The sequence below is a fragment of the Vibrio sp. La 4.2.2 genome, from assembly GCF_027586995.1.
Taxonomy (GTDB): Bacteria; Pseudomonadota; Gammaproteobacteria; order Enterobacterales; family Vibrionaceae; genus Vibrio; species Vibrio mediterranei.
This window is the reverse complement of the sequence record NZ_JAPPTJ010000005.1, coordinates 521,513-536,880: the sequence shown is the minus strand read 5'-3', so window position 1 is coordinate 536,880 and position 15,368 is coordinate 521,513. Positions and strand designations below refer to the sequence as shown.

12 protein-coding genes are annotated in these 15,368 nt (G+C 45.3%); all 12 read left to right on the top strand.

Translation table 11 applies throughout. The features are described from left to right. The first annotated feature begins 4 nt into the window (after window positions 1–4). The 12 genes from OH456_RS14450 to OH456_RS14395 all read left to right on the top strand — a co-directional run bounded on the left by OH456_RS14450 (window position 5) and on the right by OH456_RS14395 (window position 15,366). Window positions 5–457, top strand: a complete 453-nt coding sequence (locus OH456_RS14450) for an acyl-CoA thioesterase (RefSeq protein WP_038225683.1) — start codon at window positions 5–7, stop codon at window positions 455–457. A 52-nt stretch (window positions 458–509) separates the two neighbouring features. Then, the gene (locus tag OH456_RS14445) at window positions 510–1,100 is read left to right on the top strand and encodes an outer membrane lipoprotein carrier protein LolA (RefSeq protein WP_270033728.1); all 591 of its coding nucleotides are present in this window, start codon (window positions 510–512) and stop codon (window positions 1,098–1,100) included. Beyond that, entirely contained in the window at window positions 1,072–3,444 is a 2,373-nt protein-coding gene (locus OH456_RS14440; RefSeq protein WP_270033717.1) for an MMPL family transporter, read from the top strand. The genes OH456_RS14445 and OH456_RS14440 overlap by 29 nt, the downstream gene beginning before the upstream one ends. Before the next feature lie 71 nt (window positions 3,445–3,515). Beyond that, window positions 3,516–4,112 (top strand): DUF3261 domain-containing protein, encoded by a 597-nt coding sequence (locus tag OH456_RS14435; RefSeq protein ID WP_164491464.1) that lies wholly within the window; start codon window positions 3,516–3,518, stop codon window positions 4,110–4,112. A gap of 9 nt (window positions 4,113–4,121) precedes the next feature. Next, window positions 4,122–5,327 carry a beta-ketoacyl-[acyl-carrier-protein] synthase family protein gene (locus OH456_RS14430; protein WP_270033716.1) on the top strand — a complete coding sequence of 402 codons (1,206 nt, stop codon included), beginning with the start codon at window positions 4,122–4,124 and terminating at the stop codon, window positions 5,325–5,327. Then, a complete protein-coding gene (locus tag OH456_RS14425; protein ID WP_006071868.1) occupies window positions 5,320–5,784 on the top strand; it encodes a hotdog family protein in 465 nt (154 codons plus the stop codon). The genes OH456_RS14430 and OH456_RS14425 overlap by 8 nt, the downstream gene beginning before the upstream one ends. Continuing rightward, the gene (locus tag OH456_RS14420) at window positions 5,781–6,506 is read left to right on the top strand and encodes a 3-ketoacyl-ACP reductase FabG2 (RefSeq protein WP_006071869.1); all 726 of its coding nucleotides are present in this window, start codon (window positions 5,781–5,783) and stop codon (window positions 6,504–6,506) included. The genes OH456_RS14425 and OH456_RS14420 overlap by 4 nt, the downstream gene beginning before the upstream one ends. Next, window positions 6,503–7,729 (top strand): beta-ketoacyl-ACP synthase, encoded by a 1,227-nt coding sequence (locus tag OH456_RS14415; RefSeq protein WP_038225690.1) that lies wholly within the window; start codon window positions 6,503–6,505, stop codon window positions 7,727–7,729. The genes OH456_RS14420 and OH456_RS14415 overlap by 4 nt, the downstream gene beginning before the upstream one ends. A 262-nt stretch (window positions 7,730–7,991) precedes the next feature. After that, on the top strand, window positions 7,992–9,986 hold the full coding sequence (locus OH456_RS14410) for an alkyl/aryl-sulfatase (RefSeq protein WP_270033715.1): 1,995 nt from the start codon (window positions 7,992–7,994) through the stop codon (window positions 9,984–9,986). Between the two features lie 234 nt (window positions 9,987–10,220). Further along, entirely contained in the window at window positions 10,221–11,111 is an 891-nt protein-coding gene (locus tag OH456_RS14405; protein WP_063603842.1) for a LysR family transcriptional regulator, read from the top strand. Window positions 11,112–11,198: 87 nt separating this feature from the next. After that, the gene (locus OH456_RS14400; protein WP_270033714.1) at window positions 11,199–12,281 is read left to right on the top strand and encodes an efflux RND transporter periplasmic adaptor subunit; all 1,083 of its coding nucleotides are present in this window, start codon (window positions 11,199–11,201) and stop codon (window positions 12,279–12,281) included. A 10-nt stretch (window positions 12,282–12,291) separates the two neighbouring features. After that, window positions 12,292–15,366 carry an efflux RND transporter permease subunit gene (locus OH456_RS14395; protein ID WP_270033713.1) on the top strand — a complete coding sequence of 1,025 codons (3,075 nt, stop codon included), beginning with the start codon at window positions 12,292–12,294 and terminating at the stop codon, window positions 15,364–15,366. Window positions 15,367–15,368 lie beyond the last annotated feature (2 nt).

Sequence of the window (15,368 nt, the reverse complement as noted above, 5' to 3'; positions counted from 1 at the left end):
CGTTATGACTGATATTCAACATCCGCTTACAGCTGAGGTCAACATCATTACCTCTTTTCAAGATGCGGATCCTATGGGCGTCATCTATCACGGGAATTTCTTTCGATTTTTCGAAGAAGCCCGCCGAGTTTTGATGAGTAAAATTAGCTACGATTATCGTGCCATGCAAGCCTCTGGCTATGCGTGGCCGATCATTGATACTCGAGTGAAATACGTGAAAGCCATTCCCTTCAATCATGAGATCCGAGTAACGGCTGAATTAACCGAGTGGGAAAACCGTCTGAGAGTCGACTACGTGATTTACGATGCACAAACTGGTGCTCGTATGTGTAAAGCGCACACCACACAGGTGGCGGTAGCAATTGAAACTGAAGAGATGTGTTTCGTCTCTCCAACTATTTTCACCGATAAAGTTGAGCAATGGCATAAACAAGGACATTTCAATAATGAAAATTAGACAAAATATCCACGTTAGACGCTATTGTTCAGCCTTAAGAACTATAGCAACAATGATGCTGCTCATTGCTTCTCCTTTTGCGTTGGCCCAGGTCAACACAATGGAAGAGTTGCAACAACAACTCGCTCAACATCCTATCGTACGTGGCGATTTTGAACAGAAGCGCACGCTCGCAATGTTTGACCAACCTTTAACTTCAACGGGTCAATTTACACTCGATAAAACGCACGGTTTATTATGGCGGCAAGATGTGCCCTTTACGGTGCAGTTAGTGTTAACAAAAGACAAGTTACGCCAAACGTTCGCGGACCAACCTGCACAAGTTATCACAGCAAAGGATAATCCGATGGCATTTTACTTTAGCCATATATTCCTAGCCGTGTTTCATGGTGATACCGAACAGCTAAAGCAGCAATTTGATATGACGTTTAAAGCCGACAATGGTCAATGGACCTTAGCTTTAACGCCTAAAGCCGCACCACTTAATGCCGTTTTTAATACCATCACACTAGGTGGAAAAAGCGACCTTGAGCGCTTAACACTGCAAGAGATCCGTGGCGATAAAACCGACATCCTTTTCAGCAACCAAAGCTACCAACCTGAAAGCTTAACGGATGCCGAACAAGCTCAATTCAAGTTCTAACATTATGCGCCGCCTACAGTTCACTCAAACACGTTGTTATCAACTGGCCACATTGTGGGCTAGCATCGTTGTATTTGCTGTTTTCTTACTGATCAAGCAATGGGGATTCTCAGCGACCTCACCAATTGAGACTGACATTCTAAAGCTACTCCCCGTCAACCAGCAAAACCCTATCGCGGAAAGTGCATTTAATAAAGTGACAGCTAGTATGAGTGACAAAGTGGTGTTTGTGCTATCGACTGACGATAACTCACAAGAGCACTCTACTCTCTTCAACGCTGCAAACACTTTTGCTAATCAACTGAAAGACAGTCCCTATTTTGCTTCGGTCACTGCGAAAATATCGCAAGACCAACAAAAGCAATGGGCTCAATATTACTTTCAACACCGCTGGCAGCAACTGACCAAAGATCAAAGAGAGCGACTAACCACTAACCCTAGCGCCCAAACACAACAAGTTATTCAAGCGATTTACAACCCATTTTCTGGTGTTACAGGTAGCGAATTGGAGAATGACCCCTTTCTACTGTTTCGCGATTATTTAAGTCAAGTAAGTCACTCTTCTTCAGCGTTCCAATTACTGAACGGTTTCTTAACCACAGAATATCAAGGCAAAACCTATTTACTGGTGACGGCTGAACTCAACGACTCACCTTATAGTATGAAGGCGCAGAAAGCCGTGCCTGACATCGAGCACTGGCAGCAGCAGCTCAAGCACAAGTTTGACGTTGATGTTGCACATACTGGTGTACTTTTTTATGCCGATTTCGGTACTCGCAGTGCTAAGTCCGAAATCAGTACAATTGGCGTATTTTCGCTCGTTGGCGTAGTGCTGTTAATTGTTCTCGTTTTTCGAAGTGTCGTGCCACTTGCTCTAGCACTTCTTTCAGTATCCATGGGTTTGTTGGTTGCTTTAGCAGTGACAACAGCGATATTTGGACAGGTTCACCTATTTAGCTTAGTGTTTGGTGCTAGCTTGATTGGTGTGTCTATTGATTATGCCTTTCACTTTCTTACTGACCGTTTAGCAGCGGGTAATAATTGGAACAGCCTTAAAGGGTTGCAACATATTTTTGTAGCGATCACTTTTGGGCTACTCACTAGTCTAATTGGTTACCTAGGTTTATTAATTGCCCCTTTCCCCGGCTTACAACAGTTGGCATTGTTCTCGGCAATTGGACTGATCTCGGCCTATGTCACTGTAGTCGCGTGGTACCCAATCTTAGCAAAAACACCAAGTCAGCCGCGTGCTCTGCCGGGTCAGAAGTTGAGTCAGCTGTGGCTTGGCTATTGGCAGAATCGAAGTGTCTGGTTGGGCCTACCTCTGGTTGTTTTGCTGCTAAGCGCTATCGCTGTCACCAAAGTACGCTATAACGATGACATCCATCAGTTGCAGGCGATGCCAGCGGACTTAAAACAGCAAGAATCTACTATTTCTGGTTTAACCGGAATGCAATCCTCTCAGCAGATGTTAGTGATTACCGCTCAAAACAACGAAGCGCTAATGCAAACTTTAGAATCGCTAGAGCCGCAATTGGACTCGTGGCAAGACAATCACGTGATTACCGGTTACCAAAGTCTAAGCCGCTACCTTCCTTCGCAGCAAAGACAGGCACAAGATTTTGAGTTAATTCAGAATTTATACGCAGATCAAGCCGAACCACTAAAAGCGGCGCTGCAAATAAGTCAGTTGCCGCCCATGGCGAAACAGCCTCAATTGATCACGTTAACTGACTACCTTAAACAGGCGGTATCTGAGCCAGTTCGTTTCTTATATCTCGGCGATATCGAAGGTAAAGTCGCCTCAGTGATTTTACTAAAAGATGTGTCTAGCGCTGAAAGTATTAAACAGCTAGCCCACCAGCATAACAACATCACCTACCTGAACAAGGCAGAAGAAGTGTCTGATCTTTTTGCTCAATACCGAGTCAAGATTATGGAGTTGCTGGGTTTTGCCATTGCAACTATAGCCGCCGTTTTAGTGTGGCGCTATGGTCCGACTCACAGCATACGAATCCTTCTACCCTCACTCATCGCATGTGTTGCAGGATTGGCTGTGACAGTGTTGTCTGGTGGAGAATTAAACCTGTTTAACCTACTGGCACTGATTCTAATCATTGGTATTGGCATCGATTACACCTTGTTTTTTGCTGAACAACAGCGATGCCAAAGCACCTTACTAGCGATCACGCTTTCTGCTATCACGACATTATTGTCATTCGGTTTGCTGTCTTTGAGTCAAACACACGCTATTCACAGCTTCGGAATTACCGTATTAGTCGGTATTTTCGTGGCTTGGCTGCTCTCGCCTTTAGCCATTGTTGATAATAAGGAAATGAAATGACCTTAACCTTTTCTCCTACTCTGGCTCACACACCGATAAAGATTATTAATAGGCTAAAGCAACGTATCGGTATGCTGATCGCAACGCTCTTTCTCCTAGTGACGACAGGTTGTGCTTTACAACCACAAGATGCCTCTACACAAGTGCAATTAAACCCAAATACATCGGTTGAACTGCCGACTCCAGCTCAACTAGGGTATCAGCTCAGCGCTAGTCAACTGATCAGTGCGACCTGGCAAACTCCAAAGGGACCAGAGTCCTCACAGCTGCCAGTGCAGTTGCAAGTGGATAAAGACAAACTTGTACTCGCGGGGTTCTCTTCTTGGGGAACACGCATTATGTCTCTGAGTTATCAGAATAACGATATCGAGGCGAACGTACTGAACGGCTTGGAGAATACACTTCCTGAGCCGGAGCAAATTTTGTTTAATCTCATGATGACGCTCTGGCCAAAGAGCGCTTGGGAAGCCTCACTTAGCGCAATAGGTTGGCGAATCAAAGATTCCACGCAACAACGTCAGCTCATCGATGAGACTGGGGCTACGGTAATCACAATCCGTTACAGCAACCCAGATCCACTTCGTGGTAAAATTTACTTTGAGCACCAACAATTGGGGTACTCAATCGTAATCCAAACGCTCAACTTTCAACTCAACGGCAGTAAATAATAGATAGGTATGAAGCAAAGCATTCCCCCAATACCCATTTTCATCCAAGATTGCGGGTTCCACTCAGCTCTAGGACATACACCTGAAGGTGTAAGACGGAGCTTGTCTCAAGGTTATTGCAACCATATGGAACGCGACCATGGATTGTTGAATTCGGGAAAAGAGACTGTCGTAGGACGCGTTAAAGAAGCACTACCTGAGCTTCCCGCCAAGCTTAGCCGCTACGATTCAAGAAACAATCGATTGGCGCTTTCTGCATTGCAACAAATAGAAGACAATGTGCGAGCCGCCATTAATCATTATGGTTCAGAGCGCGTCGCCGTCATTGTAGGGACCAGTACATCTGGGATTTCCGACGGTGAGGTGGCTTACACTGAAATATTGGCTACAGGCCAATTTCCAAAAGAATATCATTACACCAAACAAGAGCTGGGTAACTGTAGTGACTTTATTGCTAAGTACTTTGGCATCAAAGGTCCTTGTTATGCGATTTCAACAGCCTGCTCTTCCAGTGGGCGTGTATTCATCACAGCGAAACGGCTACTCAAGTCAGGGCTGGTAGATGCGGTTATTGTAGGCGGCGCAGATACGCTATGTGCACTAACACTGAACGGATTCAATAGCTTAGAAGCGCTATCCAATACGCTTTGTCGTCCATTCGATGCAGATCGAGATGGAATCAATATTGGTGAGTCCGCCGCCTTTATGCTGCTTGGTCATCAACCATTAGACACCGATAACAAGCCAATCGCTTTGCTAGGGGCTGGTGACAGTTCTGACGCCCATCATATCTCAGCGCCTCACCCGGAAGGTCGTGGTGCGGAAGAAGCAATGCAAAAAGCCCTAGCAGATGCTCAATTAAGCCCTGCAGATATTGGCTATATTAATGCCCATGGAACCGCGACACCATTAAACGATAGTATGGAAAGCAAAGCCATTTCTCGTGTTTTCGGTACTAACGTGCCAGTCAGCTCTACCAAGCCATTCACGGGCCATACACTTGGTGCAGCCAGTGCAACAGAAGCAGCGATTGCTTACCACATACTCAAATCGGATTTGTCTTTGCCTAAGCAATCCTGCAAAAACAAAGCACCCGACATCGACGTTAGCCTTGTGGAGACTGACCTCAAACTCAATGGAAAAGCAATATTGAGTAACTCATTTGCCTTTGGCGGCAACAACATCAGTCTTATTTTTGGAGAATGGAATGACTAATTTTCCAGACATCGCCGAACTGCTTCCTCATGATGCACCGATGATTTTGGTGGACCGTTTGATTGATGTACAAGAAGAGTCTGTGCACTGCCAAGTGGATATTGGTGAGCACCAATTGTTTTTTGATAACGAATCTAAGACCACTCCCGCATACGTCGGTATCGAGTTCATGGCACAATCTATCGCTGCTTGGTCAGGGTTTCATGCCAAACAAAAAGGTGAGACACCTCCCATCGGTTTTCTATTAGGTAGCCGACGTTACCAGGTTGATTGTGACCGTTTTGAGCAGGGACAAACTCTCGATGTCTATGCAGAGAAAGTGATTGAAGATAGTGGAATGGCGGTATTTTCTGCCCGACTTGAGCTTGATGGAGTTCAACTTGCTTCATGCCAACTCAATGTTTACGTGCCATCTGAACAAAAATTAGAAGAAATGAAAAATAGGAACTCCCAATGAGCCGACAAGTTTTAGTCACTGGTGCCAGTAAAGGTATTGGTAAAGCCATTGCTATACAACTCGCTAATGATGGTTTTACCGTCGCCGTGCATTACATGGGCGATAAACAAGGCGCTCAAGCAACGCTATCAACCATCGAAGCGAACGGCGGCAATGGTCGCTTGATTCAGTTTGATATCAGCAATCGTGCGCAATGTCGTGAGCAAATTGAGGCAGATATTGAAGAGCATGGTGCGTACTACGGCGTGGTCAACAACGCGGGAATTACTAGAGATACCGCTTTTCCGGCAATGACGGAACAAGAATGGGACGGGGTTATTCACACTAACCTAGACAGTTTTTATAACGTACTTCACCCTTGTGTAATGCCAATGGTTCAAAAACGCAAAGGCGGCAGAATCGTCACTCTTGCATCGGTATCAGGAATCATGGGTAACCGCGGGCAAACGAACTACAGCGCTGCAAAAGCTGGCGTCATTGGCGCGACAAAATCGCTTGCTCTAGAACTGGCAAAGCGCAAAATCACTGTGAACTGCGTAGCACCTGGTTTGATTGACACTGGAATGGTGGACGAACACGTGAAAGAGCACGCGATGCCACAAATTCCACTCCGAAGAATGGGTGAGCCTGAAGAAGTGGCTGGTCTGGTAAGCTATCTGATGTCTGATATTGCCTCTTATGTCACCCGCCAAGTTATCTCTGTCAACGGAGGCCTAGTATGAGTCGCCGTGTTGTTGTGACAGGAATGTCTGGCGTTACCGCTTTTGGCAACGACTGGGCGGCGGTCGAGCCGAAGCTTCGCGCCTGTGAAAACGCCACTCAATATATGCCGAGTTACGAGCAATATGACGGGTTGAATACTAAATTAGCCGCACCAATTGATCAGTTCGAACTGCCAAAGCATTATAAACGTAAGCAAGTGCGCGGTATGGGGCGTGTTTCTAAGCTCGCTACTGTTGCTACTGAAAATGCATTACTGCAATCAGGGCTTATAGGCAACGACGTTCTAACCAACGGGCAAACTGGTATTGCTTACGGTTCTTCTACTGGAAGTACCGATGCCATTGGTGCATTTGGTGTGATGCTCAATGAAAAGAGTACTAAGGCCATCACCGCAACTACTTATGTTCAGATGATGCCCCACACTACCGCGGTTAATGTTGGCCTCTTCTTCGGCCTTAAAGGTCGCGTCATTCCTACCAGTAGTGCTTGTACATCAGGAAGTCAGGCGATTGGCTATGCTTTTGAAGCCGTCAAACATGGCTATCAAACGGTGATGGTTGCAGGCGGTGGAGAAGAGCTCTGCCCAACGGAATCTGCCGTCTTCGATACGCTATTTGCCACCAGTTTAAAAAACAATGATCCAAAGTCCACGCCGAGTCCTTACGACTCAAGCAGAGACGGCTTAGTTATTGGCGAAGGTGCTGGCACATTGATCCTTGAAGATTACGAACACGCCGTTGCTAGGGGTGCGACTATTTACGCCGAGATCATCGGTTTTGCCAGTAACTGCGATGCTGCACATGTAACACAGCCTCAAATGGAGACCATGCAAATCTGTATGGAGATGGCGTTACGAGATGCCGGTATCACCGCCGATAAGATCGGCTACGTTTCTGCCCATGGAACCGCTACAGAGCGTGGTGATATCGCAGAAAGTAACGCAACAGCCAATGTCTTTGGCAACATTCCTATCAGTTCTCTTAAGAGCTATTTTGGTCATACCTTAGGGGCTTGTGGTGCTATTGAAGCCTGGCTTAGTTTAGAGATGATGAACTCTGGCTGGTTTAGCCCAACGTTAAACCTGAACAGCCTTGATAAAGAATGTGGTGCATTAGATTACATCACCGGCGAAGGACGCAATATCGACGCTGAATACATCATGAGCAATAACTTTGCTTTTGGTGGTATCAATACATCGATTATTTTTAAGAAATATAAGTAGACGTTCTACGCGTCATACATACAGTTAGTCGCTATTAACCTCCGCTCAGTTCATTGAGTGGAGGTTTGTTGTTTTTAGTCCTCATACACTCTCTTGTTTCCCATAACCATTAGTCCCACCTGACATCACTATTCTGTCACAAATAGACATACTGATATTTATCGTTGTGATATCAGCTATCGCTCCCACTGCATTGTTGGTCCTTAGCTCGCTATCTACAATGCGCCTCAGACACTAAAAGCCCACAAATAATGAGGCCATTATGAAAAAATCCATTCTAGCTGTTTCCGTATTATCTATCGTTTCTGCACATGCATTTGCAGATTACGAGTCAGTAGAGACTTACCAAGGTAAACCAGCAACTTCACACACTATCGAAGCCAACAATGCGCTCGCCAAAACACTTCCATGGAAAGATACCACCGCGTTTGATCGTTCTAAGCGAGGTCTAATAGCCGAGTTTGGTGACCATCGTGCAGGAGAGCTAAAAAACCGCATGGCTCACTTAGATGATGATGAAATCCCGGCCTCGGTTAACCCTTCGATCTGGCGACAAGCACAGATGAACTTTACGTCAGGCGGTCTGTATCAAGTCACTGAAGGTGTGTATCAGATTCGTGGTGCAGACCTTTCAAACATGACTATCTACAAAGCAAAAACAGGCTACATAATTCACGACCCTATGGTAACGGCTGAAACCGCACTAGCAGGTTGGGAGTTTGCGAAAAAGCATCTTCCAAAAATCAACGGCAAGCATAACATCGTAGGTATGATTTACTCGCATACGCACGTTGACCACTTCGGCGGCTCGCGTGGTATCTACGAGTCAGGTGACTTTGTAGAAGGTGCTCCTATTATCGCACCGGTAGATTTCATCCGTGAAATGGCGGACGAGAATGTATTAGCGGGCAACGCAATGGGACGTCGTTCTGCTTATCAATACGGTTCAGAGTTGGGTAACGATGTCACTGGTATTGTTGATAATGCACTGGGCATGGGCTTATCAAAAGGTAATGTTACGCTCGTAGCGCCAACTCAGTACATTGAAGAAAGAGAAGAGACCGTTGATATTGGTGGGCTAGAGTTCCACTTTATCAATATGCCAGGAGCAGAAGCACCCGCAGAGATTGTTCATTACATCCCAGAATACCGCACACTGCATACTGCAGAACTGACCTATGACGGCCAACACAATATCTATACCTTCCGCGGTGCTAAAGTCCGTGACTCGTTAATCTGGACTAAGTACCTGACAGAGCTGAAAATGCGATTTGTAGACTCTGGATTAGTCGACAGTATTCACGCGGCTCACTCTGCTCCGGTGTGGAATGATAAAGGGAACGAAATTTCCGACTACATTACCCTTCAGCGCGATAACTATGGATTTGTCCATAACCAGTCGCTGCGCCTTGCTAACCACGGTGTCACCATTAATGATGTTGGGCGTGAAATTGACAAGATCATTCCGAAAACGCAGCAAAACAACTGGGCTTCAAGAGGTTACCACGGCTCCTACTCGCATAATGCACGTGCTGTTGTGAACATGTATTTGGGTTATTACGACATGAACCCAGTTAACACCAATCCACTGACTACAGTTGATAAGTCATGTACCTATGTTAACGCTGCTGGTATCGATACCTTCATGAAAGTCGGCCAAGAACATTTTGCGGCGGGCGAGTATCAACAAGCCTCTCAACTGCTCAATGATGTTGTCATGTGTAATCCCGATAACAAACAAGCACGCGAGTTGTTAGCTGACAGCTTTGAGCAGCAAGGCTATCAGTCAGAAACCATGGCGTGGCGTAATAGCTACTTACAAGCTGCGGTTGAGCTTCGTACCAACCAAATCGGTGAAGGAACTAAAGTAGCATCGGCGGATGTTATCGCCAACACACCAACTTCGAGTTTCCTAGATTTCATCGCCGTGCGCCTCAATGCTCCTAAAGCGGAAACACTAGGTTTAGAATTCAATATGAATGTGGTTCATCCTGACGTTCAAGAAACCTATTACGTTGAAGTGTCTAACGCCAATATGGCAAGCCTTGAAGTCGATGAAATAGTGAAAGATACCGATACCACCCTACGCATCAACAAATCCGATTTGACCAAGGTGGTGTTAGGTCAAACTACGCTTGATGAGTTGATTAAGTCCAACAAAGCTCAAGTTGAAGGTGATGCGAACACGCTCAAAGATTTGGCTAGTTCGCTAGATAGCTTTAAGCAAGGTTTCGAAATTATGCCTCTGGCTAAATAACTCTCTCGTCTAGAAAGTATTATCTAAAACAACAAAGGTAGTATGCAACTGGCAAACTCGAACGATACAGTCAATGCATACTACCAACCTACCCTTCCTCTTCAATATTCCATACCAATCTATTCATATCACGCTAGCTAATGAGGCAATCAGTCCTTTTTAGACCATGTTGTTCATCTTTTAATTACTATCATACGCTCGAAAATTCCGTCTTTTTAGCACTACGATTCTGATATGAAAATTGCAGACCTAAAACTGTTCACAAAAGTAGTAGAACTAGGCAGTTTTACTGCCGCGGCCAATGCACTTGATCTGCCTAGAGCCAATGTCAGTCGACGAATCAATGAACTCGAAAAGGCAGTAGGGTCGCAATTATTTCACCGGACAACCCGCAACCTATCGCTGACAAACAGTGGTAGCACCTATTTTGACGAAATTACCCAAGCCATAGAGTTGTTCGACCGTGCTCAACAATCACTGTCCAGTTCTAGAGATATGCTTACAGGGAAAATTAAGCTCGGAGTCCTACCCGAGACTTATGACCTTCTGCAGCCTATCTTGTTCGAATTTCATGACAAATACCCTGAGATTCAACTCGACATCCGCAGTATCAGTAACGGATTCAATGAGATTTTTCAGCAGGGTTTAGATATCGCTATTCACGGCGGAACCATATTCGACTCTGATATTGTTGCCCGAAAAGTGATTCAATATCGCCGAGCATTAGTCGCTTCACCTGAGTATGTTGAAGAGTTTGGAGCTCTAGAGTCGTTAGACGAACTTGACCAACATAAGTGTATTTGTTTTCGCTGGCCTAGTGGTGATATCGACAGCCAGTGGCACTTTGATTCAGGTACCGCTTCTGTCAAAGCAAGTTTAATCGCCAACAGTGTCGGCTTTATTAAAGGCGCGACCATAAGGGGTCGAGGTATTAGTTTCTTACCGACAATGATGATACAACGAGAGCTAAAACAAGGAACGCTCGTGCCTTTGCTACCTCAAGAAACAGCCATAAAAGAAGATGGTTGGCTACTCTACCCTCAGCCAAAAACATTGAATAAAGCCAGTAAAGTGCTCATCGAGCACCTCTCTTCAGAAATACCGCGCCTCAATCAATTGTCATAATTTTTATGACAGTAAGTCTCATCAGAGACGGCTTATTTGAACACTGTTCAATATTAAGATAGCTCCATTATTACGGAGCTATCTATTATGAAAACAATAAACACAATCACACTCTGCATCGCAACGTCCATCGCGTTGCTTGGATGCAATCAAGCCAAGGTGCTAGAGCAACCTGAACCAAAACAAACCACTTTACAGGTCATCAGACTCAATAGCTTAGAAGATAATTCAACCAAGCATTTTAGTGGTGTAGTCCGTGCTCATGATAGCGCTAACTTGGCATTTCGAGTTCCCGGTACGCTGAGCGAAGTTCACGTACAAGCTGGCGATAGCGTTAGAAAGGGTGACGTAATTGCTCGCTTAGATCCTCATGACTATCAAGTAGCACTCGAAGAACTAGAAGCAAAGATGCTTGAAGCAAAGTCAGCTCACAAACTAGCAAAAGCCGAGTTAAAACGGGTTAAGCAAGCAATCGCTGACAATGCGATTGCCAGTGTAAATTTAGACCGTGCCACGAGTGGTTATGAACGTAGCCTTTCAGCAGTGAAAGTCGTCAATAAAAACATTCAGAGAGCCAAAGACACATTAGGCTATACACAGTTGGTCGCACCTTTTGACGGTATTATCGCCAGCGTAGAATTTGATGCCCATGAGCAGGTTCTACCCGGTATTGCCGTAGCAACCATGCAAGATAACTCCGCATTGGACGTTGAGATTGATGTGCCAGAAAATATGATCGACCAGTTTAGTATCAACGATTCAGGTTCTATTAGCTGGTATCAATCAGACACTCCTATCAAAGGGTATGTCACCGAGATAGCTCCACTTCCTCATCTGATCAAACAGACCTATACCGTTACCTACACATTGGACAATGCAAACCAACATCTCTTCTCGGGCAAGTCCGTTACGGTGTCATCAAAAACAACGGTGGCTAAAGATTCATTCTGTATTCCCTACTCGGCGCTAGTGGGAGAGAAAGAGGAACTACATATCAATGTGGTACGCAATAACGAGGTGGTCTCGACACCCGTTGAACTGAGATCTTTAGATGCTTATCAAGCTTGTATCTCTGGAAATGTGAAAGGCGACGACTACGTAGTAGTGAGCGGATCTTTCTATTTAAAAGATGGTGATGTAGCAGACAAACTTGTACTTAGGGATCTATAGGACATAGAACATGATTAAACTCGCCGAATTCGCCATTCGACAAAAAACGTTTCTGTTGTTTTTTATCACGCTTAGTATCATCGCTGGCATCTATTCTTATTTTGATCTTGGTAAGCTAGAAGACCCAAGCTTTACCGTAAAAACCGCGGTTGTCGTTACCTTATATCCAGGAGCATCGGCTGAACAGGTCGAGAAACAGGTGACCGATACGGTCGAAACCAAGCTGCAAGAAATGGGGGAACTAAATCGGTTACGATCACTGTCTCGCCCAGGCATGTCCATGGTATTCGTAGACCTTAAAGAAAGTCTGAACTCCCAAGACTTACCTCAGCAATGGGACATACTTCGCAGTAAGGTACAAGATGTAAAACTGCAGCTCCCTGCTACAGCGCAAATCAGCCTAGTGCAAGATGAGTTTTCCGAAGTCTATGGCATGTTGTTTGCCATTCATAGCAACGATGCTCAGCCGGAAGAACTTCGTCGTTATTCAGAAGAACTCCAACGTCGTTTAAAAACCATAAAAGGCATTAAGAAAATTGAATTACACGGTGTCCAACCACGTGTGGTCTATATCGACCTTCCCGATGAACGCCTTGCTCAGTATGGCTTGTCTGTAGCTCAAGTTTGGAATCAACTTAATAGTACCAATACCACCTTCGAAACGGGTAAATTCGATGCTGGTTCAGAACGTATTCGAATCCACCAAGGTAGTGAATTTCAATCTCTAGCCGATATTCGTAATCTCGTAATTAAAGGCGGGGTCAGTGAGTTTGGCACTGGGCTTATTCGACTCGGTGACGTTGCAGATGTCACCATGGGCTATCAAACACCAGCACTTACAGAAAACCGCTACAACGGACAAGCTTCGGTCACATTGGCAGTAAGTCCAGTCCCGGGGATTAATGTCGTGTCGTTAGGCGATACGATCCAAGATATTATCAATGACTACCAAGCGAGCTTGCCTCTTGGGGTTGATATCTCGACTATTGCATTTCAACCTGACGAAGTACAAAAAGCTATCGACAACTTTGTCGGCAACCTGTTAGAAAGTGTGGCGATCGTCTTTGTGGTGCTACTGATCTTCATGGGTTTTAAGAGTGCAACAATTGTTGGCGGCAGTCTTCTTCTGACGATACTGTTAACGCTTATCTATATGAACATCAACGATATAGATTTACACCGAGTATCCCTAGGTACGTTTATCTTAGCACTTGGGATGCTAGTAGATAACGCCATCGTTATCACTGACATGATGATCGCAAAGTTAAATAAAGGTGTTGAGCGAACACAAGCGGCGTTAGACTCTGTTAAGGAAACTGGTGTTCCTTTATTGGGTGCGACTCTTATCGCCATCATGGGAGCAAGTCCAGTTCTATTCTCGAAAACGGACGCTGCCGAATTCGCAGGCTCAGTATTTTATATCATAGCGTCTTCACTCATACTCTCTTGGCTTGTTGCTATGACATTCACCACTCTCATGTGTTGGCTGTTCATCAAACCTAATTCAGAAAGCAGCGAAGACAAAATGGCTCGCTACAAACAATGCGTAAACTGGACAGTCGATAATCCCAAAAAAGCGCTAGCAGCATTGATTCCATTAATTGCGGTTACCGCAATGGCTGTTCCGTACATTGCTATTAACTTTATCCCACAATCAGATCGCCCAATTGTATTCTTCGACTATTGGCTACCTAATGGAGCCAAAGTAGAACAAACCTCAATAGACATGAGGAAAATGGAATCCTGGCTGTTACAGCAACCAGAAGTGGAGAGCATCGCCACAGCAATTGGTAGTAGCGTTCCTCGATTCTCTGTGACGGTTGAACCAGAACCGTTTGACCCAGCTTACGGTCAAATACTAATTAACACCAAAGATTACCAATCAATATCTGCACTTGTTGCACGTGGTGATGCTTGGGTAGAGGAGCAGTTTCCTAATGCGGAGCCTCGATTCCGAGCCTTGAAGCTTGCCACCGCTGATAAATACGCGGTCGAAGCTCGCTTCTCTGGTCCAGATGAAGCTGTACTACACCAACTCGCTAATCAAGCTAAAGCCATTATGGCCCAGCACCCTGAAGCGAAGTACGTACGAGACGATTGGCGCCAACAAAGTAAGGTACTGACTCCAATTATTAACCAAGATAAAGCGCGCCGTGCAGGCATCAATCGAACCGATATCGCCTTTGCCATGAAGCGCGCCTCGGATGGCATGCCACTTGGTCAAATGAACCTCAATGATGAGTTAATTACCATTCAGCTTCGTGGTTCTGAACAAACCATGGCATCACTAGAGACATTACCCGTTAAGTCCATTCTTGGATTGCACAGTGTTCCACTAGGGCAAGTTGTGGATGGCTTCGAGTTAAAAGCCGAAGAGAGCATGATTTGGCGTCGTGACCGCGTGAAAACCATCACAGCTCAGGCGGGGGTTGAACGTACCAGCACTCCTGCGAGAGTTAGAAATGCCATTAAAGACCAGATTGAAGCAATTGAGTTGCCACCTGGCTACACAATGACGTGGGGTGGCGAGTATTACGACGAACACAAAGCAGTGTCAGACATTTTGAAGCAGCTGCCTAAAGCACTGCTCATCATGGTGATTATCCTCGTCGCGATGTTTAATGGCTTTAAACAGCCTGTGATTATTCTTTCTACGATTCCATTAGCAGCAACAGGTGCCACCTTTGCCCTACTTGCTTTTGATAAGCCATTTGGTTTCATGGCGCTCATCGGTGCCGTAACGCTCATGGGTATGATTATTAAAAATGGCATCGTGCTCATGGATCAAATTGAACTAGAAAGGCAGAACGGTTTGGGACTTTCCGAAGCCATTAAGTCAGCGACGATTAATCGTACGATGGCTATATCTATGGGCGCATTGACCACGGCCTTGGGGATGATCCCACTGCTCAGTGACCTGTTATTTGATCAAATGGCCGCAACCATTATTGGTGGACTGGCAGCCGCAACGGTGTTGTCACTATTTGTTATGCCAGCTCTTTATCGCTTGGCCTACAAAGAGACACCAACAACAGCAAAATCATCGACACACGGCACTATCGTCGCGTCAGAACAAAAGGCATAAAA

Excerpts from the sequence above, each read along its gene's own strand:
- OH456_RS14450 (WP_038225683.1), top strand. The coding sequence starts at position 5 with ATGACTGATATTCAACATCCGCTTACAGCTGAGGTCAACATCATTACC.
- OH456_RS14445 (WP_270033728.1), top strand. The coding sequence starts at position 510 with ATGATGCTGCTCATTGCTTCTCCTTTTGCGTTGGCCCAGGTCAACACA.
- OH456_RS14440 (WP_270033717.1), top strand. The coding sequence starts at position 1,072 with ATGCCGAACAAGCTCAATTCAAGTTCTAACATTATGCGCCGCCTACAG.
- OH456_RS14435 (WP_164491464.1), top strand. The coding sequence starts at position 3,516 with ATGCTGATCGCAACGCTCTTTCTCCTAGTGACGACAGGTTGTGCTTTA.
- OH456_RS14430 (WP_270033716.1), top strand. The coding sequence starts at position 4,122 with ATGAAGCAAAGCATTCCCCCAATACCCATTTTCATCCAAGATTGCGGG.
- OH456_RS14425 (WP_006071868.1), top strand. The coding sequence starts at position 5,320 with ATGACTAATTTTCCAGACATCGCCGAACTGCTTCCTCATGATGCACCG.
- OH456_RS14420 (WP_006071869.1), top strand. The coding sequence starts at position 5,781 with ATGAGCCGACAAGTTTTAGTCACTGGTGCCAGTAAAGGTATTGGTAAA.
- OH456_RS14415 (WP_038225690.1), top strand. The coding sequence starts at position 6,503 with ATGAGTCGCCGTGTTGTTGTGACAGGAATGTCTGGCGTTACCGCTTTT.
- OH456_RS14410 (WP_270033715.1), top strand. The coding sequence starts at position 7,992 with ATGAAAAAATCCATTCTAGCTGTTTCCGTATTATCTATCGTTTCTGCA.
- OH456_RS14405 (WP_063603842.1), top strand. The coding sequence starts at position 10,221 with ATGAAAATTGCAGACCTAAAACTGTTCACAAAAGTAGTAGAACTAGGC.
- OH456_RS14400 (WP_270033714.1), top strand. The coding sequence starts at position 11,199 with ATGAAAACAATAAACACAATCACACTCTGCATCGCAACGTCCATCGCG.
- OH456_RS14395 (WP_270033713.1), top strand. The coding sequence starts at position 12,292 with ATGATTAAACTCGCCGAATTCGCCATTCGACAAAAAACGTTTCTGTTG.